General features: G+C 43.5%; 18 protein-coding genes. 8 read left to right on the top strand and 10 right to left on the bottom strand.

Annotation, left to right across the window (positions count from 1 at the left end; genetic code table 11):
* Positions 1 to 30: 30 nt before the first annotated feature.
* From BQ7394_RS11605 to BQ7394_RS11585, 5 genes are all read right to left on the bottom strand, one after another.
* Entirely contained in the window at positions 31 to 2,250 is a 2,220-nt protein-coding gene (locus BQ7394_RS11605) for a S41 family peptidase (RefSeq protein ID WP_082212214.1), read from the bottom strand.
* A gap of 154 nt (positions 2,251 to 2,404) precedes the next feature.
* Positions 2,405 to 3,499 carry an isochorismate synthase gene (locus tag BQ7394_RS11600; RefSeq protein ID WP_075557585.1) on the bottom strand — a complete coding sequence of 365 codons (1,095 nt, stop codon included), beginning with the start codon at positions 3,497 to 3,499 and terminating at the stop codon, positions 2,405 to 2,407.
* A complete protein-coding gene (locus BQ7394_RS11595) occupies positions 3,496 to 4,728 on the bottom strand; it encodes a Cof-type HAD-IIB family hydrolase (RefSeq protein ID WP_075557584.1) in 1,233 nt (410 codons plus the stop codon). The genes BQ7394_RS11600 and BQ7394_RS11595 overlap by 4 nt, the downstream gene beginning before the upstream one ends.
* Before the next feature lie 47 nt (positions 4,729 to 4,775).
* Complete coding sequence (locus tag BQ7394_RS11590) at positions 4,776 to 5,588, bottom strand: Cof-type HAD-IIB family hydrolase (protein ID WP_075557583.1); 813 nt, start codon at positions 5,586 to 5,588, stop codon at positions 4,776 to 4,778.
* Positions 5,585 to 7,501: an AAA domain-containing protein gene (locus BQ7394_RS11585; RefSeq protein WP_075557582.1), complete on the bottom strand. Its 1,917-nt coding sequence runs from the start codon at positions 7,499 to 7,501 to the stop codon at positions 5,585 to 5,587. Before BQ7394_RS11585 ends, BQ7394_RS11590 begins: the two co-directional genes overlap by 4 nt.
* Before the next feature lie 313 nt (positions 7,502 to 7,814).
* Between BQ7394_RS11585 and BQ7394_RS11580 the strand changes: the two genes are divergently transcribed.
* Positions 7,815 to 8,474, top strand: a complete 660-nt coding sequence (locus tag BQ7394_RS11580; RefSeq protein WP_075557581.1) for a glycine zipper family protein — start codon at positions 7,815 to 7,817, stop codon at positions 8,472 to 8,474.
* A gap of 79 nt (positions 8,475 to 8,553) precedes the next feature.
* On the opposite strand, the gene BQ7394_RS11575 is transcribed toward BQ7394_RS11580, so the two are convergent.
* Positions 8,554 to 9,717, bottom strand: coding sequence for a hypothetical protein (locus BQ7394_RS11575; protein WP_235848733.1), 1,164 nt, complete (start codon positions 9,715 to 9,717; stop codon positions 8,554 to 8,556).
* A gap of 224 nt (positions 9,718 to 9,941) precedes the next feature.
* Between BQ7394_RS11575 and BQ7394_RS11570 the strand changes: the two genes are divergently transcribed.
* The 7 genes from BQ7394_RS11570 to BQ7394_RS11540 all read left to right on the top strand — a co-directional run bounded on the left by BQ7394_RS11570 (position 9,942) and on the right by BQ7394_RS11540 (position 18,513).
* Positions 9,942 to 11,231 (top strand): L-cysteine desulfidase family protein, encoded by a 1,290-nt coding sequence (locus tag BQ7394_RS11570; protein WP_075557580.1) that lies wholly within the window; start codon positions 9,942 to 9,944, stop codon positions 11,229 to 11,231.
* A 294-nt stretch (positions 11,232 to 11,525) separates the two neighbouring features.
* A complete protein-coding gene (locus BQ7394_RS11565) occupies positions 11,526 to 13,070 on the top strand; it encodes an acyl-CoA carboxylase subunit beta (protein WP_075557579.1) in 1,545 nt (514 codons plus the stop codon).
* A gap of 13 nt (positions 13,071 to 13,083) precedes the next feature.
* Positions 13,084 to 14,595, top strand: a complete 1,512-nt coding sequence (gene accC / locus BQ7394_RS11560) for an acetyl-CoA carboxylase biotin carboxylase subunit (protein WP_075557578.1) — start codon at positions 13,084 to 13,086, stop codon at positions 14,593 to 14,595.
* Positions 14,596 to 14,610: 15 nt separating this feature from the next.
* Positions 14,611 to 15,135 (top strand): biotin/lipoyl-containing protein, encoded by a 525-nt coding sequence (locus tag BQ7394_RS11555; protein WP_075557577.1) that lies wholly within the window; start codon positions 14,611 to 14,613, stop codon positions 15,133 to 15,135.
* Positions 15,136 to 15,224: 89 nt separating this feature from the next.
* Positions 15,225 to 15,410, top strand: coding sequence for a CDGSH iron-sulfur domain-containing protein (locus BQ7394_RS11550; RefSeq protein WP_075557576.1), 186 nt, complete (start codon positions 15,225 to 15,227; stop codon positions 15,408 to 15,410).
* Positions 15,411 to 15,641: 231 nt separating this feature from the next.
* On the top strand, positions 15,642 to 16,604 hold the full coding sequence (locus tag BQ7394_RS11545; protein ID WP_075557575.1) for a hypothetical protein: 963 nt from the start codon (positions 15,642 to 15,644) through the stop codon (positions 16,602 to 16,604).
* A 457-nt stretch (positions 16,605 to 17,061) separates the two neighbouring features.
* Positions 17,062 to 18,513, top strand: coding sequence for a PCMD domain-containing protein (locus tag BQ7394_RS11540; protein WP_235848732.1), 1,452 nt, complete (start codon positions 17,062 to 17,064; stop codon positions 18,511 to 18,513).
* Between the two features lie 84 nt (positions 18,514 to 18,597).
* Here BQ7394_RS11540 and BQ7394_RS11535 read toward each other — a convergent pair whose 3' ends face one another.
* The 4 genes from BQ7394_RS11535 to BQ7394_RS11520 are packed head-to-tail and all read right to left on the bottom strand — an operon-like array spanning position 18,598 to position 23,407.
* Entirely contained in the window at positions 18,598 to 19,683 is a 1,086-nt protein-coding gene (locus BQ7394_RS11535; RefSeq protein ID WP_075557573.1) for an LptF/LptG family permease, read from the bottom strand.
* Entirely contained in the window at positions 19,683 to 20,813 is a 1,131-nt protein-coding gene (gene tgt, locus BQ7394_RS11530) for a tRNA guanosine(34) transglycosylase Tgt (protein WP_075557572.1), read from the bottom strand. The genes BQ7394_RS11535 and tgt overlap by 1 nt, the downstream gene beginning before the upstream one ends.
* A 35-nt stretch (positions 20,814 to 20,848) precedes the next feature.
* Positions 20,849 to 22,456, bottom strand: a complete 1,608-nt coding sequence (locus BQ7394_RS11525) for a 4Fe-4S binding protein (protein ID WP_075557571.1) — start codon at positions 22,454 to 22,456, stop codon at positions 20,849 to 20,851.
* Positions 22,457 to 23,407, bottom strand: coding sequence for a DUF362 domain-containing protein (locus tag BQ7394_RS11520; protein ID WP_262497554.1), 951 nt, complete (start codon positions 23,405 to 23,407; stop codon positions 22,457 to 22,459). It lies immediately after the preceding gene.
* Positions 23,408 to 23,445 lie beyond the last annotated feature (38 nt).

The following is a 23,445-nucleotide window of genomic DNA, read 5'->3' as shown; positions in this document are numbered from 1 at the left end:
AGGATATGTATCAAATCAACCTTACATTGCCTATTGTTTGTTGATGATTTCAATAGCTTTCTCCAATAATTCATCTTTTTTATTCCGTATACCTTTGATCGTCGGTTCGACGACAATATCGGGAACAATCCCGACCCGCTGGGTTGGAGTTCCGTCTGGATAATAGACTCCTATTCCGGAAATCATAGTTTGTAAACCTCCAGGTAACATAATGGAAGAAACATTGCCGTCGGCACCGGCTGTCGTACTTCCTATAATAGTTGTATTCCTTCCTGCTCTGAAAGCCATCGACGTATATTCGGCCTGGCTTTGGGTTAGTTCATTGACAAGTACTACCAGTTTTCCCTGATAAGTTTTATCAGCCGGTTGTATCTCTATTGGAGGAGTAAAAACAAATTCTCCAGGGTTGATACTATTGCCGGTGGTAAATTTCACGAATGGGCTTGGTGCTGAAACAAAATAAGAACCCAGCGAGAAAGGAACAAAAGTTGCAGGGTAATTGCGAATATCGATTATTATGCCTTTTGTCTTATTAAATGTATCTTTGATAGCCGGAATATCCTCATCTTTGATCGTTGCCAGTGTTATGTAACCAATATTTTCATCCAGCAACTTGTAGCTTTTGTCTGTACTGTTTTTATACCAATGGAAAATTTTCAGATCATTCCTCGGGTATAATTTAAGGTCTTTTTGTTTGGACTGTCCGGAAGCAATATATTGTAATCGGATTGTTTGGTCGTTCGATCTTAAAATATCTACAGAGATATCTCTTAACCTTGCAGCTTCGTTGGATGCAGGATAGTATTTCTTTATGTTTTTTATCAGATCTTCTATCGTTTTTCCATTTATGTGTGTGATCACATCACCGATCTTCAATCCTGCTGTTTCCTCTAGTTCCGAATTGTAATAATCTGTTACAACCAGTTTTCCTTCAATAAATCTTGTATGGAATGGGGGATAGTATATTCCTTTCCATTGATATATTTTATCAGCTCCATTCCACAGGTTTGCATGTGTATCGTTTACTTCCCCGATAAGTTGAACGGTGGCTAATTCATATTCCAGTTCGTCTTTTGCCTGAATGAACAGTGGAATATATTCTTTCAAAACACTGTTCCAGTCTTTATCTGTAATGTATGTATTAGGGAAGAAATAGTATACCATATTCCAGTATTTGTATAAAGATAATAATCTGAACGCAGAATCAGGGTATGAAGGATTGGCGTAGGCTTTCTCATGCCGGAATACTGGATTTCCGACACCGAGTGCCATACGAATATAGAAATGATGTCCCTGATATCTATTGGAATAGATATGATGCAGCATTTCTTTCAATTCTGCATTCATATCGCTTGCATCAATCCAGGATATATCTGGTTTTATATAGGCATCGAAGGTAACTTTTTTGTTTGTTTTTTCTTCTGGAACTTTACCGTATTTTTTTATCCACTCCAAAAGAACTTTATCTCTTTGGGCATGGTCAGTCACCGCAATATAGCCGGGTAACATCCTGAACAGCTCATAATCCCAGTTATAATTACCTTTTCCGACTTCAGGATGATGATATTTCAAAAATCCCCATATTTTCCCGAGTAATTCTAAATTAACTATTTGGTTTTCATCAGGATCTGGAATGAGTATCTTCGAACCAAGATCGAATTCCCTGTCCTGTTCGGCAGGTAAGAGCTTTTGCTCATAAGGTTTCAGTTTACTTATATCTTTCCCGTCGATGGTAATTTTCAGATCATCTAACCACATTTTTCCTTTTCCGGTCAGCATCCCACCGACTACAATCAGTTTGGTCTCGTCAGGGATCATATTCAGCGTTATCTCATATTTTTGCCAGTCAGTTGTTCCTTTCACTCCTTGTTGATACATATTGTCAAAAGCAATACTCGGATCGATTCGCATCCATAACCCAGCGTAACCGTCTGTCACATTTTCTGTTTTTATATAACCCGATAAGGTTATTTTGCTCCCCTCATAATTATGAGGTAGTGTGAGTGACAAGGCTTTAAAATCCGATTCCCCTTTTTCGTATTCTATAACAGCAGCATATTTTCCCCTTTTTTTGCTGATGGAATCCAGAGAGACTAGGTAATCGTGGCTACCGAAATTATTCCATTTAACAGGTTTTTGCTCCTTTATTTGTTCAAAATCCAGATTCAAATCCAGATTTGTTTCATTCGTTTGGCAACATACGGCCATAACCATTAATAGTAAGGAATATAAAAAAGGAGTAGTTTTCATGGCATGCTTTTTTTGTGAATAAGCTTGCGCAATATACATTTATTTCTGATAAAAGTATCCTGAAAAACTACATATTATAATTAAGAATAAACAAAAACAATTGTCTCATCATATGAAAACAATTGCTTTTGTAATCTGAAGCTAATAAATACTTTTACAACAAAGCTCTCATTGTTTGTAGTTTGTCTTCTGTTTCTTGCCATTCGTCACTTAATTCCGATGAAGACAGTAGTCCCCCACCGGCATAAAGCGTGAATGTATCGTCCTTGATATTCATGCAACGCAGATTAACATATAAATTCGTTCTGCCTTCCGGATTCAGCCAACCGATGAAACCGGAATAGTAACGTCGGTCGTATCCCTCATGGTCGAGAATAAAGCGATAAGCGTCCTTTTTGGGAAGTCCGCAAACGGCAGGAGTGGGATGGAGCAGACTGAGCAGGCTACCCAACTTCCGGTTGCTGTCCAGTTTGAATCTGAAATCGCTTTTCAGATGACATAGAGCTCCGGCACGTGCCGAATAAGGACCTTCCATCGTAGAGTCGATACCCAGTGAAGTCAGTTGATCGTGAATATAAGTAGACACTAACTGTTGTTCACGTATGTTCTTTTCGTCCCAATAGGTCGGCAGTTCCCCGTTTTGCAGAGGCTGTGTTCCGGCAAGAGCGACTGTGTGCCATTCGCCTTGCTCTCCGGAGAGAATAATTTCGGGAGTTCCTCCCAACCATGTTCCTGTTTGAGGAGTATGACAGAGATAGACGTACGAACGGATGTACTGTTCACAAGCCTTGTAAAACGCTTTGGCAGGAGAGAAGCCGGCTTTCCTGTCGAGTGTCAGACTGCGTGAAAGGACTAGTTTATCGAGCGTTTTCTCCTGCAAAGGTTTGATAAAGGAACCGAAACAATCGGTATAGTTGTCTTTTGTCTTTCTCTCGGATGAAATTTCAGTTTCATTCGGATGAAACTCTAAATCCATTCGGATGGAGTCATTCGGACAGCTCTCCGGTAACTCGGAATAATCGCGCCGGATCAGTACGATCGGACAGTCCTGGCTTACCCGAAAGGGAGCAATGACGAAACCCTGCTGTTCGTTCAGGTCTTCGATATCATATAAAAGGCAGGCAGAACCGGAAGCTTGCATGACGAACTTGGGAGAATCTTCTCCCGGAATCCGATAAATTGCAAAACTCCGGCCCTGCCTGATCAGTGTATCAATAATTTGGTACTTATTTGTTTCCTCTGAAATCATTTCTTTTTTAATATACTATTCACTACACGTATGGAAGATACCAGTTTGTCGGTAGAGGTAAACACATCCACGTTCCATACATGTGAAGAACGGCCTTTGTGGATAATAGTCCCTACGGCACGAACGGTATCTCCTTCATGGGCCGACGACATGTGGTTGCCGCTGACCTGCATGCCGACAACGATCTCGTCCGGTTTTGCCAGGATCATGGAACCCAGTCCGGCAACCGTTTCAGCCAGAGCCAGTGTGGCACCACCATGCAAGATGCCGAAAGGCTGGCGTGTACGTTCGTCGACTGGCATCGTTGCTTCCACACGATCCTCGGAGGCATAGGTATATTGAATACCCAGGTTACCCATCAAGGCATGTTTGGCACGCATATTCAGCTGGTCCAAAGGAACCTCTGTCGGTTTTATGGCTGCCAGGATCGCAGTCTCCACAGCTACTGCCACACCGTCCATGTCGTTAGGCAAGGTGGTAAAGTCCGTACAACTCTTCACTGAATCGCGGGCGTTACCCATCGCAACACTGGTGCCTGCAAGCTGCAACATCGGAACGTCGGCAATACCGTCGCCGATGGCAACAACCTGTTCAGTCGTTGTTTTCAGCTTTTCCATCAATACGCCCAGGGTGTTCCCTTTGTTGATGAACTGGGGAACCACTTCCAGGTAATAATCTTCCGACCGGAATACGTCCAGTACGCCATCCAACCGTTTCTTCCAATGATTTTCCAAACCAACCAATTCCTCTTCGTTGTCACTGGCGAGGACACATTTGCAGGGACTGAAGTCGACAGCCTCCGGGAAATTATCGACACCGATCACACGCATATTGTTCAGGGCTGCTTCTTCCTTCACATGCTTGTTGTCGGGTTTGTCGGTCAGGATATAATCTTTATGGTAAGTGAAAATGGCAAAATCGTTTTTCTTTGCTTTCTTGTCCAGATAGGGCAACATTTCCGGATTGATACGTTTTTCAAAAAGCAATTCACCTGTTTGTACATTGATGATCTGTCCACCGTTATATGAAAGAATGAAACCACCGTAGTGATCCAGTTCCAGAGCCTTAGCCAGCGGCATGACCCCGTTGGTCGGTCTGCCGGATGCCAATACAATATGTATTCCCATCTGCTGTACTTTCAGTAAAGCAGCCTGGGTACGGGCAGTTATCTCTTTATTACTATTGAGCAATGTCCCGTCTACGTCTAAAACTAATAATTTGTACTTCATGGCTTGCTGTTTTTTTTGTTTAGATGACAAATATACGAAAATACCGATTACGCTTTCATTAAATCGTCAATGAAATGTGCAACCCCGTCTTCATCATTCGTATATCGAGTAACCTGGTCAGCGTTTGCTTTTACGGGTGGCTGGGCGTTTGCCATTGCGACTCCGAGACCTGCAAATTGGATCATCGTAAGGTCATTATATCCGTCTCCGATGGCGATGACTTCTTCCTTTTTTATACGGACACGTTCCAAAAGGCGAGCCAGGGAGGCTGCTTTGTCTATTCCTTTGGGTACGACTTCCAGATAAAAGGCTTCCGAGCGGTACACATTGATACGTGCCCCGACTTCCTGGCGTAATCCTTCTTCCAGCGGAACCAGGTCTTCGGGCTCGCCAACGATCAGACATTTATCGGCAGGCAACTGCAGGTCGCGCAGGAAATTATCCGTCTCTTTCACTTTCATTTTAGTAAGGAAAGATTCATATTTGACATATTTGTCTTCCTTGTTTTCCGTCAGGATATATTTTCCGTTGTAGGAAAGGATGGTCAATCCGGCTTCGTGCGAACGTTGGTACAGCAGCGGCATCATGTCCGGCGGCAATGCCTGTTCGTAGAAAACCTTGCCGGTTTTTACTTCGATCACCTTGCCTCCGTTGAAAGAAAGAATGAAGCCGCCGAACCGTTCCATCTCCAGTGTCTGAGTCAGCGGAACGATTCCGTAGGTCGGACGTCCCGAAGCCAAAACGAGGTGGAGACCTTGTTCCTGCGCTTTTATCAGTGTATCCCGGGTATAAGGAGTTATTTCCTTTTTACTGTTTGTTAATGTTCCGTCCAGATCGAGGACTAATAACTTGTATTTCATTTTATATTTTGTTTTATCACAAGACCGTTTGCTATGATATATTTGTATAATTCTCTATAAAAGGCATGCTTTGTCAGGGTAGAGGCATCTCCCAGGATAATCAGTTTCATGCGAGCTCTTGTAATCGCGACGTTCATACGCCGGAGGTCGTTCAGGAAACCGATGTTTCCCTGCTCGTTGGCACGTACCAGGCTGATCATGATCACATCCCGTTCCTGTCCCTGAAAACCGTCTACCGTATGGACTGTAATCAGTTTGCGGAACGGTTTAAAAAAAGCATTTCGTTTGATCAGGCCGCGGATATACTGTACCTGTGATTTATAAGGGGAGATCAGTCCGAAGTCGATACTTTCATCCAGTACGCGTTCTTTGCTGATCTTTTCGATATAGTTTTGCAGCTGTTCTACTAGTAATACCGCTTCCTGTTTATTGATGCGGCTCAGGCTTTCGGATAACTGGTCTTCTTCAAAATCGCAGTCAGCCGTGTTGTACCATACAACCGGCGTGTCGTAGGCCAGTATTCCCCGATTCTTTACTTCCGGAGCAGCCTGTAATTCATCCTGATAAAACCAGTGGGAAGGGAAACGCATGATATCGTCGTGCATGCGGTATTGTATTTTCAGTAAAGAGACCGTATCCGGTTTGTTGCCGGCTACTTTCTGCATCAGGGTACGATCCAGTCCTCCGCGTGAAGCCTCTATACATTTAATTGTAGGAGGTAACTGATGATGGTCGCCGGCAAGGATGACCCGGTCGGCTTTACCGATAGCGATCCAGCAAGCAGCTTCGAGTGCCTGTGCAGCTTCATCGATGAACAGTGAGGTGAAATTGCGGTTGGTCAGTACCCGGTTGGCGGAACCGACCAGCGTACAGGCTACGACACGGGCTTCGCCGAACAGTTCCGAGTCGATTTTAACCTCCAGCTCTGTCGCTCTGAAACGAAGTCGGGAAAGCCGGTTGCGGGCTGTTTCCTTTTCACTATGATTCTTTTTACGTAGTGACGATTGTATTTCGCGGATGGCTTTGCGTATGCCCCACAGTTCGGTATAGTCGGGATGTGATTCGAAACGGCGTTCGTAGGTAAATGAGAGCATCTTGTCGTTTACCCGGGTAGGATTACCTATTCGGAGCACATTGATACCCCGGTCGACCAGCTTTTCCGAGATCCAGTCGACTGCCGTATTGCTTTGTGCACAAACCAATACCTGGTTCTCACGATGCAATGTTTCATAAATAGCCTCCACGAGTGTGGTCGTTTTTCCTGTTCCGGGAGGACCGTGTACGATCGAAACGTCTTTGGCTGCCAATACGTGGTTGACTGCTTCTTCCTGGGCGGTGTTCAGCCAGGGAAAGCGGATTGGAAACAGGCTGCGGCGTCCGGCTGGTGCCTTGCCGATCAGTATATCCCGTAAATCAGCCAGGCGGTTGTTTTTGGCTTTCATTACATTGGATAATGCCTGGAACATCGTTTTATAGCTTGTCTCATCAAAATAAAGCTGGACACCTAATGAACTGTCTGCCGCCTGCAAATCGAATAATGCAGAAGGTGTCGGCAAGATAACGACCATCCGGTCTTCCTGTACATAGCTGATAATACCTGAGAAATTGAAATAACGTGGATTCCCTGTCCCGTTCGTCGTGAAAAAGCATACCGGACGACCATACTCGAAATTATGTTCTATCTCTTTATCATCCCTGCGTTCTACCTCTATAACCAACTGATTCAGCGAATTGTAATAGCTTTTACCGGAAATGACAGGATACCAGCAAAGTCCCTGTTGTATTTTTCGGTGTATACCGATCCGTTCAGATTGTTGTCGGTAAGTTTCTTTTTCATATTCGTATTCCATTTGGAGAAGATCCAATTGGCGTTGCAGATCCGCGATCGGAGAGATTATAGGGGTTGTCGTCATATCACTTTAATTCAGGCGGCAAAGATATTACTTATCCGAATAACATCCTGTAACTTTTCGGTTAAAACTTACTTAGTAAGTAGCCTTCAACTTACTTGATAAGTAGGGTATAGGGTTACTTACTAAGTAGACGGAAGACTACTCGATAAGTAGATTGGGGCTTACTTGGTAAGTAGGTTTTTGCTTTCTTGATGAAAAGAATAAACAGTTATAAAAAAGTGAAACGGGTGGGGGTTTTTCTTATTTAGACTGTCATAAAAATAAGTCAGGAGAGCTTATTCTCCGGTAAACTGTAACGAAATAGTTGATATATATGAAAAGAGAACTTCTCATTGGGATGATTTTTTTGTTGGTGCTGCCTGGTTGCGGGTCTATGAGGAATATGAGCTCGGAAGACAGGGCTGGCTTCGGTGCACAGGTCGGTTCTTTTATCGGCTGGATGTTTGGCGGGTTGATCGGAGAGGCAATCGATGATGATCGGGGAGGTGAAATCGGTTCGTTCATCGGTACGGCAGTCGGTGGGATTGCCGGAGCATCGATTGCTGCCAATACGGGTGAAACATATGTAGAGCGGAGCAGACCGGCAAAATATACACCTTCCTCCCATGTGCTTCTTCCTGACCTCCGGATTGAAGATATTTTGCTGGAAGAGGATAGTCTTACCTATAACCAGAAGATCGATGCAGGGGAAACTTGCCGTATCTCCTTCGTGATCATAAATAACAGTTTTCAGGAAGCGGTAAATGTACTTCCTATAGTGAAAATCAGAGAGGGGCAACATTTGGAAATATCCGATCCTGTCCGGATAGCCAGGGTTTCAAAAGATGAGCCTGTAACATATGAAGTGACAGTACATGCTTCGCAAGAGTTGCAAACGGGTGAAGCTGTTTTCAGCGTACGACTGGAAGAGGGGCGAGGCAATGGAACGGAAGAAGAAACCTTTACGGTTGAAACGGTTGGTGTAGATAAATAACTGATAAAACCGGAAAGATTCAAGAAAAAGTGGGTACGTCAAAGCAACTTTTGACGTACCCACATATTTATAAAAGCATTTACCACTTATCAGGTAAAGATGATATTTTCTTTCGTAACTTCGTATTCGAATTATAGTGATAATATGTCGGTGTAGAAGAAGGAAAATAGTAAAGATCCTGCACTTTGTTATCTATTTCAACCTTATATACAGGCAAAGGCAATCTTTTCAGATCAGAACCAGGGTGGTAATATTCGTCATACTCCTCCAGTAAAGACATCCTTACTAAAGGAATAGGCGTGCCGTATAGTTTTTCCAATGAATGGAGAATATCCGGTCGGGTAACGATAAAACGCCGTGGAGTACTTTTTGCTGCATAGATGTATTCCGGTTGTATTAGGCCGTCGTTTGTTTGCCGGATGATTTCTACCAATGGCCGATCCAGATATGAACGCAGTTTCAGCATACAAACTTTTTCACCACCTGTAGCCGATATGCCATAAGCATCCGGTTGAAGTAGTTTGCCGGGGTCCAGGCTAAAACCTTCCAAGCGGAGAGGCGGATGTATTTTACTCTCCTCTTTTTTCCAATGACTGTCACCTAGCCATTTCGGAATTGGTGACATGGAGAGCAGCCCGGTCATAATAAATACACTGATACATATATATACTCCTGTATCCGTTATTTGTATCCACTGACCTTTACCCCAACGGCAGGGAAGAGGTTGTGGCTTACTCTTGTCTGTATACACCCACTTCCGGCGAACTATTCCTGCTGTGAGACAAACTCCCCGCACTGATAACAGGATTAAGAGGAATACTACATAAATGGTTGTAGGTACCCATAATTCCGGATATTCTATATTGAAAAAACTATCTTCATCTTCCGGTATCGTTGCAAGGAATGTCTGATAGTGATGTCCCGTCTGACGAATTTGGACAGAGGGAACAAAAGTCGGAGAGATAAGTTTGGTGATAAGCGTATCGGAATAACAATAATCCAGTTTGAGTGAGTCGTTGTGAGAATAGACAGATACGGAATGTAAATCGGAAATACCTTCCGGCTGGTGAGTCCGGATATATTCGAGTGAGGGAAGTGCGCGCCCTAGCAAATCATCGTTTTCAGATATCCGGATTTCCGGTGGTGAAGAAGGTGGAGGTGATTCAAATATCTGTATTTTAGCCACTAATAATAACGCTACGAGTATCGCTGACCCGTAGAAAACAATTTTTTTCCTTTCCATAAACAATCTTTTATTTTTAATTCATTTAGTTTCCCCCCTATGGCGTTGGGCGCTGCGAATTTATTATATTCATTCTGAATTTAGCGAAACGTATAACATAAATTACAAATCATTTGGTATCTGTCGTTTCAACTGAAAACAAGTGATAATTTTGATCATATAAAGTCTGGGAATTAATAAAATCATTACCTTTGTCGCAATCTAACGCGTAAAACATAATTATCATGGATAATACAACAAAATCACAGATAATATCCCTTATACATCAGGAGGTAATTCCTGCTATTGGCTGTACGGAGCCTGTTGCTGTAGCGTTGGCTGCTGCTAAAGCTGCCGAAGTTTTAGGACACTGTCCCGAAAAGATCGAAGTGTTGCTTAGTGCAAACATTCTGAAAAATGCGATGGGAGTGGGAATTCCCGGAACCGGAATGGTAGGATTGCCTATTGCTGTCGCTTTGGGTACGCTGATCGGAAAGTCGGCTTATGAGTTGGAAGTCCTGCGGGATATAACCCCGGAAGCATTGGAAGCCGGGAAAGCTATGATTGACAATAAGATTATCCATATCGCTCTAAAAGAAAATGTCGACAAATTATATATAGAGGTTATTTGTACCGCCGGGGAGGAAACATCCAAGGTCATCATTTGCCACGAGCATACACATATAATATATGTAGAGAAAAACGGAGTGGTGCTGACAGATCTGCGAAAAGATATATCCTGCGACGCTGTATGCCATGAAGAGGAACTGAAATTATCCTTCTCTACCGTTTACGAGTTTGCGATGGGAATGCCACTCGATGAAATACGTTTTATCATTGAAACAGCCGATCTGAATAAAAAAGCCGCGCAAGCCTCCATAAAAGGCCATTACGGTCATACCGTCAGTAAAACTGTATCCGGAGAATACGGACGGAAATATATGGGTGATTCAGCCTATACACATATGTTGACAATGACGGCTGCCGCCTGCGATGCCCGTATGGACGGAGCCATGATTCCGGTTATGAGTAACTCCGGTAGTGGAAACCAGGGTATTGCAGCCACATTACCGGTTTTATCTTTTGCTGAAGATATCAATTGTTCGGAAGAGCAGCTGATACGTGCCCTGACGCTTAGCCATCTGATGGTTATTTATATTAAACAGAGTCTTGGACGGTTGTCTGCCCTTTGCGGTTGTGTGGTTGCGGCTACCGGTTCCAGTTGTGGTATTACTTACTTGATGGGCGGTAATAAGACACAGATCTCGTATGCGATCAAGAATATGATCGGAAATATTACAGGTATGATTTGCGACGGGGCTAAGCCCAGTTGTGCATTGAAAGTATCGAGTGGTGTTTCTACTGCTATGATTTCTGCTTTGATGGCGATGGAGAATAAGGTGGTAACTCCTGTTGAAGGTATTATCGACGAAGATGTGGATAAATCTATCTCGAACCTGACAGCGATAGGCTCCCGTGGAATGGAAGAAACAGATAAATTGGTATTAGATATTATGACAGGCAAGTCTTGCTAAAAGATTGTTTTTGTTCATTACTTTGACCTCTCAACCTCATTTAATTGGGATTGAGAGGTTTTTTTGTACCTTATAAGTTCTACTATATAAATTTTGTCAATAAATACATCGATAAATTCGATCGGTTTCTGTAACTCTTTCGTGCGTTCAAATGTTTATCTTGTAAAGGCGTTAAGATCATGGAATATATGCTGTGTAATATATGATACAGTTTAAGAGGAATGTAGCTCTTACTTTTGTATATGTCACCGTAGTTAAAATTTAAGTTCATCAAACAATAAACCGACAATCGCCATGAAAGAAAAAATTGAACAATTGTCAGCTCTGAATCATCAAGCAGAGCTGGGAGGCGGCGAAGACCGTATCGCAAAACAACACGCAGCGGGTAAACTGACTGCCCGTGAAAGAATCGAATTACTTCTTGAAAAAGGAAGCTTTGTGGAAGTCGACAAATTTGTAACCCATCGTTGTACAGAGTTCGGACTGGAGAAACAGCGTCCGCTGGGCGATGGGGTAGTGACAGGTTACGGCTTGATAGGTAAACGTACGGTATTTGTCTTTGCCCAGGATTTTACGGTATTCGGCGGTGCTCTTTCCGAGACATATGCACGGAAGATCTGTAAGATCATGGATATGGCGATGCAATTGGGTGCACCGGTGATCGGTCTGAACGATTCAGGCGGAGCACGTATCCAGGAAGGTGTACGTTCGCTGGCAGGTTACGCAGAAATCTTTTTGCGCAATTCGATGGCATCGGGAGTTATTCCACAGATCAGTGCGATCATGGGACCGTGTGCCGGAGGTGCAGTCTATTCGCCGGCTCTGACCGATTTCATCTTTATGGTGAAAGATTCCAGCTATATGTTTATTACGGGGCCGGAAGTAGTAAAGAGTGTGACACAGGAAGAAGTGACGATGCAGGAATTGGGAGGCTCGGAAGTGCACAGTAGTCGTTCCGGAGTCGCTCATTTCACAGGAGATAACGATATGGATTGTATCCTGAAGATACGCGAACTCATGTCATTCCTTCCAAGTAATAATATGGAAGAACCTCCGTTCATCCCGACGACCGATAGTGCGAACCGGATCGATGAACAGTTGAATAATCTGATTCCGACCAATCCGAATCAGCCTTACGATATGAAAGAACTGATCGAGTCGGTTGCCGACGATCATAATTTCTTTGAAGTACAGGAAGAATATGCCAAGAACATCGTTATCGGATATATCCGTTTGAATGGAAAAACGATCGGTGTTGTAGCTAATCAGCCCGCTGCCCTGGCAGGAACGTTGGATATAAATGCTTCCGTGAAGGCGGCCCGTTTCGTCCGTTTCTGCGACGCTTTCAATATCCCGCTGTTGACATTGGTGGATGTGCCGGGATTCCTTCCGGGTGTTCACCAGGAATATGAAGGTATTATCCGCCACGGGGCAAAATTGCTTTACGCTTATTGTGAAGCGACAGTTCCGAAAGTAACGGTCATTACCCGCAAGGCATACGGCGGGGCTTATGATGTGATGAGCTCCAAACATATCCGTGGTGATATCAATTTTGCTTATCCGACTGCCGAGATCGCTGTCATGGGACCGGACGGTGCTGTGAATATCCTTTTCCGTAAAGAACTGAAGAAAGCCGAAGACGTAGAAAAGAAACGCAAGGAATTGCAGGATGATTACCGTGAGAAATTCGCTAATCCCTACCGCGCAGCCGAACTGGGCTATGTGGACGAGATCATCGAACCGTCGGGAACACGTGCCCGCCTGATCCGCAGTTTCGAACTGCTGGCTAATAAGCGGCAATCCAATCCGCCGAAGAAACATTCCAATTTACCACTTTAATACGCGAACGATTATGATAAAGAAAGTATTAGTAGCCAATCGCGGCGAAATTGCGATGCGAATCTTTCGTACCTGCCGCGTAATGAATATACCGACCGTTGCGATCTATACACATGTAGACCGGGGCGCCTTGCATGTACGATATGCCGAAGAAGCCTACTGTATCTCGGAAGATGAAACAGACACTTCTTATCTGAAACCCGACCTGATCCTGGCAATCGCCAAGAAGACCGGTGCCGCTATCCATCCGGGATACGGTTTCCTATCTGAAAATGCAGATTTTGCCCGCAGATGTGAAGAAGAGGGCGTCATATTTATTGGTCCGAGTGCCGATGTTATTGCCAAAATGGGGATCAAGACCGAAGCCCGCAAGATCATGAAGGCAGCCGGCGTACCTGTCGTTCCCGGAACAGAAGAGCCGGTTAACAATATAGCCGAAGTGCGCAAGGTGGCTAAAGAGGTCGGTTATCCGATCATGCTGAAAGCATTGGCCGGCGGAGGCGGTAAAGGCATGCGTCTGGTTCGTGATGAAGAAGGGCTGGAAGAAGCTTTCCGTCTGTCGCGCTCCGAAGCCGGAAATTCATTCGGGAATGATGCTATTTACATTGAAAAATATATTGAGAATCCGCATCATATCGAAGTACAGGTTTTGGGAGATAAATATGGGAATGTGATCCATCTCTATGAACGTGAATGCTCTATCCAGCGCCGTAACCAGAAAGTGATCGAGGAATCGCCATCACCTTTTGTAAAGGAAGAGACGCGCAAGAAGATGCTGGCTGTTGCTGTGGAGGCTTGTAAGAAGATCGGTTATTACAGTGCCGGAACGTTGGAATTTATGATGGATAAAGACCAGAATTTCTATTTTCTGGAAATGAATACCCGCCTGCAGGTGGAACATCCGGTGACGGAAGAGGTTACGGGTGTCGATCTGGTACGCGATATGATCCTGGTGGCTGCCGGTAATCCGTTGCCATACAAACAGGAAGATGTAGAGTTCAGAGGGGCGGCCATCGAATGCCGTATCTATGCGGAAGACCCGGAGAATAACTTTATGCCTTCGCCGGGTGTCATCAAGGTTCGTGAAGCGCCCGAAGGACGTAATGTACGTCTGGACAGTGCCGCTTATGCTGGATTTGAAGTCTCTTTGCATTACGACCCGATGATCGCCAAGCTGTGTACCTGGGGACGTAACCGCGAATCTGCCATCTCCAATATGGCACGTGCGTTGCGGGAATATAAGATTCTGGGGATCAAAACGACGATCCCGTTCCATCAGCGTGTCTTACATAACGAGACGTTCCTGAAAGGGAATTACGATACTACTTTCATCGACACCAAGTTCGATAAAGAAGATCTGAAACGTCGTCAGAACAACGATCCGCTGGTTGCCGTAATTGCTGCGGCCATCAAGCATTTCGAACAGGAGAAGGAGGCCTCTGCCCGTATGACAACAGTTCCGCTGGTAGGCGAGTCTTTATGGAAATATTACGGTAAACTGCAGATGACTGCCAATAACTATTAAAAGGAGGATCTGATTATGTCAAAAGCATTAGCAACCTATTTTGCAACAGTGAATGATATGCCCGACACCGAATTCAAGGTGGAAATACTGGAAGACGGCCCGGTAAAGAAAGTCTCCGTAAACGGCAAGATATATAATGTAGATTATAATGTGGGAGGGGATAGCATCTATTCCATCATCCTCAATCATAAATCGCACGGTGTTCAGATATCCAATGTGTCCGACGATGTGTATGAAGTAAAGAATAAAGGCGATTATTTTCAGGTACAGGTAATCGACGAACTGAAGAAGATGCGCCTGTCGCGTATCCAGTCGGTGGCTGTCGGTCGCCAGGTGATCACTGCACAGATGCCGGGCGTGATCCTGAAAGTGAATGTGAAACCCGGCGATGAAGTGACAGCCGGAACTCCGCTTTGCGTATTGGTTGCCATGAAAATGGAAAACGAGATACGTAGCCCGATAGACGGGGTAGTGAAGGAGGTCTATATTACCGGTGGCGACAAAGTCGCTGTCAACGACAAAATGTTGGTGGTCGAATAAGTGCTATTTACCGTTTTTACTAAACAAATGCAAATTTGTTGTTGTTCTTATATAAAGCTTACATAATATAAACCAATAGAATTAGAGTTATGGAAAACAAAGAACAACCTTTAGTAGAATTGAAAGCAATGGATAAAGGTCCGTTGTTAGTGAAAGGTCCGGTAAAACTGATTACACCCGATGGAAAAGAAATGATCATGGAAAGAACGGCGATTTGCCGTTGTGGTAATTCAAAGAACCAACCGTTTTGCGACGGGTCACATATGAAATTGTAACAAAACCGATTCAGAGGTAGGTATAAATTCGTTTACATCTACCTCTAATTATGTTTGGACTTAAGTTTTCCGGCAGATATTTTTAGTCATTATTTATAGAGAATTGGTTCATCTGTTGTTAAGTATTTGATTATTTTATTTGTGTAATGAAATAATAACTATATTCGCGACGTTAAATAAAAATATATTATTCTTAATTGTTTAAGACGCTAGTTATTAAAAAAGAAAGTTATGAAGAAAAATTTATTGTACTTATTTACAGTGCTTTGCACATTGAGTTTTTTTACTGCTTGTAGTGATGATGACGATGATAAGTCGGATGACGGCTGGAAGGCCGTATCTGCTACTTATAAGGCAGAAACATTAATTTTGAACGGAACAGAAGGTAAGGCTTCATCAACGGAAACAGTTAAAGTGGATGCCACTTCTGCTGAAGCAGCATCTGTTACCTTAGGTAATGTTGTTGTTGGTGAACCGGAAGTTAAGGTAGATGCCAAATTAACAAAGGCAGCTGACGACAGCTATACCTTAACAGGTGAAAATTCAAATTCAGACCGCGTTGTATCTATTCAGGGTACAGTTAAATCTGGTAAATTGACTATTACTGCATCTGTGAAAATAACCTCTCCGGTTGTAGGTGCCTGGAATTTGACAATTGCTAACGGTATGGCTGATGTTTTTGCTAATATTGAGCCGACAAGCGAAGCGAGCGCTATGATTTCAGGAATGGTTCAACAATTAGGGGCACTTATCGCTCAAAAAGTAGAATCTGTAACTGTCACTTATGGTGAAGATGGTAAATTAGGCATTGCCTTTAAAACTACTGCTGCAGGGAATAGTAGTGTTGCAGGTATAATCGGTTTGCTTGATCCTCGTTATTATGTAAAAGATGGCCAATTATATTTAGCTATTAATAAGAGCATAATGACTATGGGCGAAACGATGATGGGGGCAGAAATGGCAGCTGCTATAAAGTCTTTGTTAGTGGAAAATGGAGAATATTATGCTTTACCTATTAATATGAAGGTTGAAAATAATAGTGCACAATTCTATGTGTCCAAAGATCTTATTACAAAGGTATTGCCGGTAGTAATACCGTTACTGCCTGCTGAAGTTGCACCTTATATTCAAATGGTTACACCTGTAATTGAGAGTGCAACAGTTGTTGATTTTGGTTTGGGCTTTACGAAATAAGTTTATCATTATTTAGATAATAAAATGGGAGTTATCGTTAAGCGATAGCTCCTTTTTTATTTCTGATAATAGAATTGTTCTTTGCTTTGATTAGTTCTGCGTTTAAAACGCAGTATTTTGCCAATAGAGTGGCATAACTTTGTCACTATACTGGCAAAAACTTTTTATAAGGGAAATAATAACGGATCTCTATTGATTCATTAAAAGTAAATAAGAAGCTCTGCTTTTTATTTCTTAATAAGTGTTTTTACCCCTTGTTTTTTAAACGGTCTTTATCAGTGAAGCTGTTTTTACATAAATAATTAGAACTTTAAGAAAACCAAACTTAAGCCCATTTGTCAAAAAATCTCGTTATCTTCGTGCTGACTAATGAATGTATTATTACTAATTAAATGGTATTAGTTTACTAGAAAAATTTATGAAAACAAAATTACTGTATGTATTTAGCATGCTTTGTATGCTGAATTTGTTCATCGGTTGTAGCGATGACGACAAGGTTGAACCTATCGGAACAGGATTTGACGGAGTGTATAAAGGTGCTCTGGATGTTGACCTGGATGGTGCAAATGTAGGCAAAGGTCTTCCTCAGAAAGTGTATGTAACCAAAGTTGGTGATAACCAGATCAAGATGGAACTGAAGAATTTCAGTTTCGGTGCAATGGCTCTTGGAAACATCTCTGTTGATAAATGTAATGCAGAGATGCAAGGTGAAAACGCCTGTAAATTCGATGGTGAACAAAAATTGTCTTTGCCTGTCGTTGGCGATTGTGATGTTGTAATGAACGGAACGATCGTTGGCGAAAAGCTCGAAATGGTAATCAACGTAAAAGCAACTCAGGAAGGTGCCGCCATCACAGTCAAAGTAGACTTTAGCGGTACGAAGCTGGCTGCTGATCAGAGCTCGGAAGCTAAAATTACAGAAGTTACTTTCGATAATGAAGCGGTAACTCAGCAACCGGTTATCGATGGTACTAATATTACTTTTATGGTTGCTGATGATATTCAGCCGGAAGTCTTAGCTGCATTAGTTCCTACTATCAAAGTTTCGGATAAAGCAACTATTACTCCCGCCAGTGGAGTTGCTCAGGATTTTTCATCACCTGTTACTTATACTGTGACATCTGAGGATGGTATTGTAATGGCAAAATATACTGTGTCAGTGGGAGGTAAACAACGTATTTACTCTTTAGATCAGTGGACAGAATTGGATGCAGGAAATGGAACCAATCCAAAATCAAAATACTTTTCACCAGAGCCTCTCTCTGAACTTGCAACCAGTTCGGCCGGAGGGGCTTATTTATGTGCTTTTGGATATGAAGGGGGGTTACCTGTTGTTGAAACAAATGACGCAAAAGCAGGAAATGCAGCTGCCAAATTGATCACTTTGGATACAAAAGGTGCAGCCTTTGGTATGGCACCAGCTTTAACTTCTGGTTCTTTATTCTCTGGAAAATTTGAACTGAATTTGTTTGACCAGTTAGCTAGTACTAAGTTCGGTATAATGTGTGATAAGAAGCCTTTGTTGTTTAAAGGATATTATAAATATACTCCGGGTGAATTATACATTGATGCTACGGATAAAAATAATATTGTAGAACATCCTGAATTAACAGACGAATGTAGCATAAAAGGAGTATTGTATGAAGTTTCAAGCGAAAGCGAATCATTAGATGGTCACACAATCGGAACATCAGATAAAATTGTAGCAGTAGCAGAATTGGAAGACAGAACTGCGAAAGCTGAATATACACCATTTAGTCTTGAATTTAAATTTCAGGCAGGTAAAACTTATGATGCAACCAAATTGTATAAGTTAGCTCTGATTTGTTCATCTAGTAAAGATGGTGACAAATTTATGGGTGCTGCTGGAAGTACTTTGATTGTGGATGAATTGGAAGTCGTATTTTGAGTAATCTGAATATAATTTAATAAAATAAGAAAGGGTTTCGTATCTGATACGAAACCCTTTCTTATTTTATAGTTCAGTTATCCTTTACCTCGGTGCCCTCTGATACAAATAAATGGCAATAAACGTATAAAGAATATTAGGAATCCAGGCGGCTACCATCGGGCTTACATAGCCGTTAATGGCGAAGGTCGATGTGACGGTCGTAAACAGGATATATGAGAAGCTTAATGCCAGACCAATACCAATGTTCAGTCCCATACCTCCTTTGATCTTACGCGATGAAAGGGAGGCTCCGATGGAAGTAAGGATAAACGCTGCCATGATAGAGGCAAAACGCTTGTGATATTCGATCTGGAAAGTCTGTATATTCCCGATACCACGTGTTTTCTGGCGTTCGATGTAAGTGGCCAGTTCCGGCGACGTCATCGTTTCACAGTCGGTTGCGGAGATCAGGAAGTCGGACGGGATGATCGTCAGTGTCGTGTCCTTACGGGAGCCCTCGGAGATATGTTCGCGCATTCCTTCAAAGTCGCGGATCATATAGTCGATAACAGTCCATTTATACAAAGAGTCGTATTTGATGGAATTGGCTGTCAGTTTAGAGATCAGCTTTTTTCCTTCGAAATGTTCGAGCGAGAAGCGGTAACCCATATTCGGACGCGAGTCGTAACGGTCGAAATATGCGATCACACCCGGCTCCACTTCGATCTGGATGTTACGGGCAGACTCCACCTTCTTATTTCGGATATATTTATTCTGAAAATCGATACGTGTGATATTAGCCGGGGGGATGATAAACGCACTTAGTACAAAGCTGGCAATCGCAATGATCCCGGCCGAAATAGCATACGGCAACATAAGTCGCCGGAAACTCATTCCACTGGCAAGCATGGCAATGATCTCCGAGTTATCTGCCAGCTTGGAGGTAAAAAAGATTACCGCAATAAACGTGAACAGCGGACTGAACAGGTTGGCAAAATACGGAATGAAGTTCATGTAATAATCCAGGATGATTGCCCGCAAAGGTACATCCGGCTTCAGGAACTTGTCGATCTTCTCGTTTATATCGAAAACCACCGAGATAGAGATAATCAGAATAATCGCGAAAACATATGTTCCGAGAAACTGCTTGATGATATACCAATCTATCCGTTTTAATTTAAAATTCATTATAATCTATTATTTAGTTGCTGTACCATGCCGCTTTTCCACGTGGCAAAATCGCCGGCTATGATATGCTTGCGTGCCTCTTTTACCAGCCACAGGTAAAAAGCCAGGTTATGGATAGAAGCGATCTGCAGGCCCAGCAGTTCGTTCACTTTGATCAGGTGATGCAGATATGCTTTGCTGTAAAGCGTATCCACATACGAGTGTGCATCCGGATCAACGGGGGAGAAGTCGTTTTCCCATTTCTTGTTGCGCAGGTTGATCGTGCCATATTGCGTGAAGATCTGTCCGTTGCGTCCGTTACGGGTCGGCATGATACAGTCGAACATGTCTATACCACGTTCGATTCCCTCCAGCAGGTTGATCGGCGTACCGACTCCCATCAAATAACGGGGTTTGTCTTTGGGCAGTATTTCATTGACTACCTCGATCATTTCATACATCTTCTCTGTCGGTTCGCCGACAGCCAGACCACCGATGGCATTTCCGTCAGCACCTTTCTTTGCCACATTTTCAGCAGCATGACGGCGCAGGTCAGGATATACGCAACCTTGTACGATGGGGAAGAGGCATTGCCCGTAACCATATTTCGATTCGGTAGAGTTGAAGCGTTCGAAACAACGGTCCAGCCAGCGTTCGGTCAGCCCCAAAGATTTTTTTGCATAATCGTAATCCGCATCTCCCGGGCAGCATTCATCGAAAGCCATAATGATATCGGCACCGATGATGCGTTGGATATCCATTACTTTTTCCGGGGTGAAGAGGTGTTTCGAACCGTCGATATGCGAACGGAATTCGGCTCCTTCCTCATGCAATTTGCGATTGTCGGAAAGCGAGAACACCTGGAAACCTCCGCTATCGGTCAGGATAGGACGGTCCCATGTATTGAATTTGTGCAATCCGCCTGCTTTCTCCAGGATTTCAAGACCCGGACGCAGGTAAAGATGATAGGTGTTACCGAGGATGATCTGGGCATTGATATCCTCTTTCAACTCGGTCATGTGGACGCCTTTCACTGTGCCTTGTGTTCCGACAGGCATAAAAATGGGCGTCTCGATTACCCCGTGATCGGTAGTAATCAAGCCCGCCCTTGCATTTGTTTTAGTATCGTTGTGTTGTAATTCGAATTTCATTCTGCAAAATTTGCAGCAAAGGTAGTATTTTTCTATCAGAATCCGAAGTCATCGACTTCTACGTTTTTGACTTCTTCCTCTTCCGGTAAAACAATGGTCTGATGCACTACATTCGACTTTACGATAATAGCCCGCATCGGACGCACCGGACAGATCGATTCGCATCCGCCACAACCTACACATAAGTCAGGGTTTACCTGCGGAATGGTCAGTGTCCCTTCATAAGGCACCATGTGTACAGCCTGTGTCGGACAGTGTTCGGAGCAGGCACCGCAATCAGTTCCTTCCGTCTTCACAATACACCGGTTGATAAAGAAGGTTGCAATACCCACCTGTAACGATTTCTTTTCTTCCACAGTGATTGGTTTGAGAGCTTCTGCCGGACAAACTTCCGAGCATATCGTACACTCATAATTACAATAACTGCTGATGTAAGCCATACGTGGCTTCAACAGATAATCGAAACCATATTCCAGTCCGGCAGGACGTAATACCTGGCTCGGACATTTCACGACGCAGATATGGCATCCCGTACATTTGTCTTTGAAACGTTCCAGGCTCAATGATCCGGGAGGGGTGATGGGCGGCCATTTTTTGCGTCCTTTTCTCTTTCTGTTACCATTTCCGTTTCCATGACCTTTAGCTTGTTCGACACCTTCCGCAATAGCCGATACGATTGGCAGCGTGGCTGCAACAGTTGCTCCGGTTGCCAGGAAAGTACGGCGGCTGTTTACTGCCGGTTGCTGTTCCATTTTCATTGCAGCTTCAGTAATCGCTTTCTCTTCTTTCCGGAAAGGAGGGTTGAAACGATATTGCAGACCACCTTTGGAACAAGAAGAAACGCAGTTGAAGCAATCCACGCAACGAGAAGTATCGACAGTCAGATTCTTAGCGTCGATCGCTTCTGCTTTGCAGGTATGTTCACAGTTTCCGCAATGGGTACAAGCCTCTTTATCGAATGAAATACGGAAGAATGAATAACGTGACACCAGGCTAAGCAATGCACCTACCGGGCATAATGAGTTACAAAACAAACGTCCGCGGAAAATAACCAAAACGGCAAAAATAACCAGAGTCACAATACCTGACACCAGGCCGGCAATACTTACTGTACTGATCGTTACATGAAACAATGAATAGTTATCCATTTTCATCAGCCAGTCGGCCAATACATTATTCCCCCACATAACAGAAGGACGGAACAGGTTTGCCGCAATGCGTCCGAAGTTACTATACGGATCGAGCAACAGACATAAACCGGAGAATCCCAGTAGGGCTGTTATCGCAGTTGCCGCCAGCAACACATATCGTACCCAGTTCAATGGCTTATGATATTTAAATCGCCGTACCCCTTTTTTCTTCTTTTTCCCTATGCAGAACAGGCGGTTGATGATATCCTGGAAAACTCCCGCAGGACATAATACCGAACAGTAAATACGTCCGAATACCAATGTCAGGAGAAATAATACGGCTACAATTCCGAACATGCCCGCAAGGATAGCCGGCAATAACTGTACATGCAGTAACTTGTGTACACCGACCGGCATCTTATTTGTGAAGTCCAGAAAGAAAAGAAGTATAGGTATGAAAAACAGGGCTGCGAGGAATACCCGCAGTCCTTTTAAGTAATTAGGTCGCTTCATTTATATTTTAATACGTTTGATATTGATTTTCTTCAAATCCGTAGATCCCAGTTTAAGCTCTTCGCCTTTGCCGATATGGCCCACTGCTTCCATGTCCAGTTTCTTTACCTGGTTGAATAAAGCGAGGGCTGCCGTGTCGATTGCAACGATGTTAGGAGATACAATCATTGATTTCAATGTCGCTACATCGGCTGCACTTTTGCCCTGTGGTCCGTTCTGGTGCATCATACGGTAAGCATCCACGATATTCAGAACCGGTTTCTTTTGCCAGGTACAGATGTCGGCGATACATTGCTGCAAGTCGTTCTGATGGAAGAAACGACGGTCCCATACGATACCCATGTAATTCTTCATGGCACAGGAAAGTTTTGCCCCGCCATGATTCTTCAGGATAGGCACATTGATCCAGGCGTCCGCTTCGATCAGTGCTTCGTGTATCTTGGCAGACTTTACTTTTACTCCGTTGGGGATGGATACTTCTTTGAAATATTTCTCATCGTTGGCAGGCATGATGATACCTCCGGCTTCTTTCACGGCTGCAGCTATACCACTGCTCTCATAACATTTCTGCCAATTATCGCAGGTATGGTCGAAAACAGTTACTTTCTCTGCTCCGGCTGCCAGGCATTTTTTTACCAATGCTTTGATAAGTTGCGGGTTGGTATTTCCAGCCAGTTCCGGTGTACGGTCCCATCCGATGTTCGGTTTGATAACCACTTTTTGCCCTTTCTTGATGTAATTACCGATTCCCCCCAGGGTCTCCAATGCTTTATCGAGCATAGCCTCAGGTTCGCCACCCATCACAGCTACCATTTCGGGAGCCTGCTCTACTGCCATTGTGTTGGTTGACAATGCTGCTTGCAGCCCTTTAAAGTCTATGGATAATGCGGCACCAGCTACTACACTGGTCTTTAAGAAATCACGACGTTTCATTTTGTTGTAATTGGTTATTAGAATTGTTTATAGATGTAACAAAGGTAGTAATTCTC

Origin of the sequence: Parabacteroides timonensis (assembly GCF_900128505.1) — a bacterium.
GTDB lineage: Bacteria > Bacteroidota > Bacteroidia > Bacteroidales > Tannerellaceae > Parabacteroides > Parabacteroides timonensis.
The sequence above is the reverse complement of the archived record's forward strand: the minus strand, read 5'-3'. Positions and strand labels throughout refer to the sequence as shown.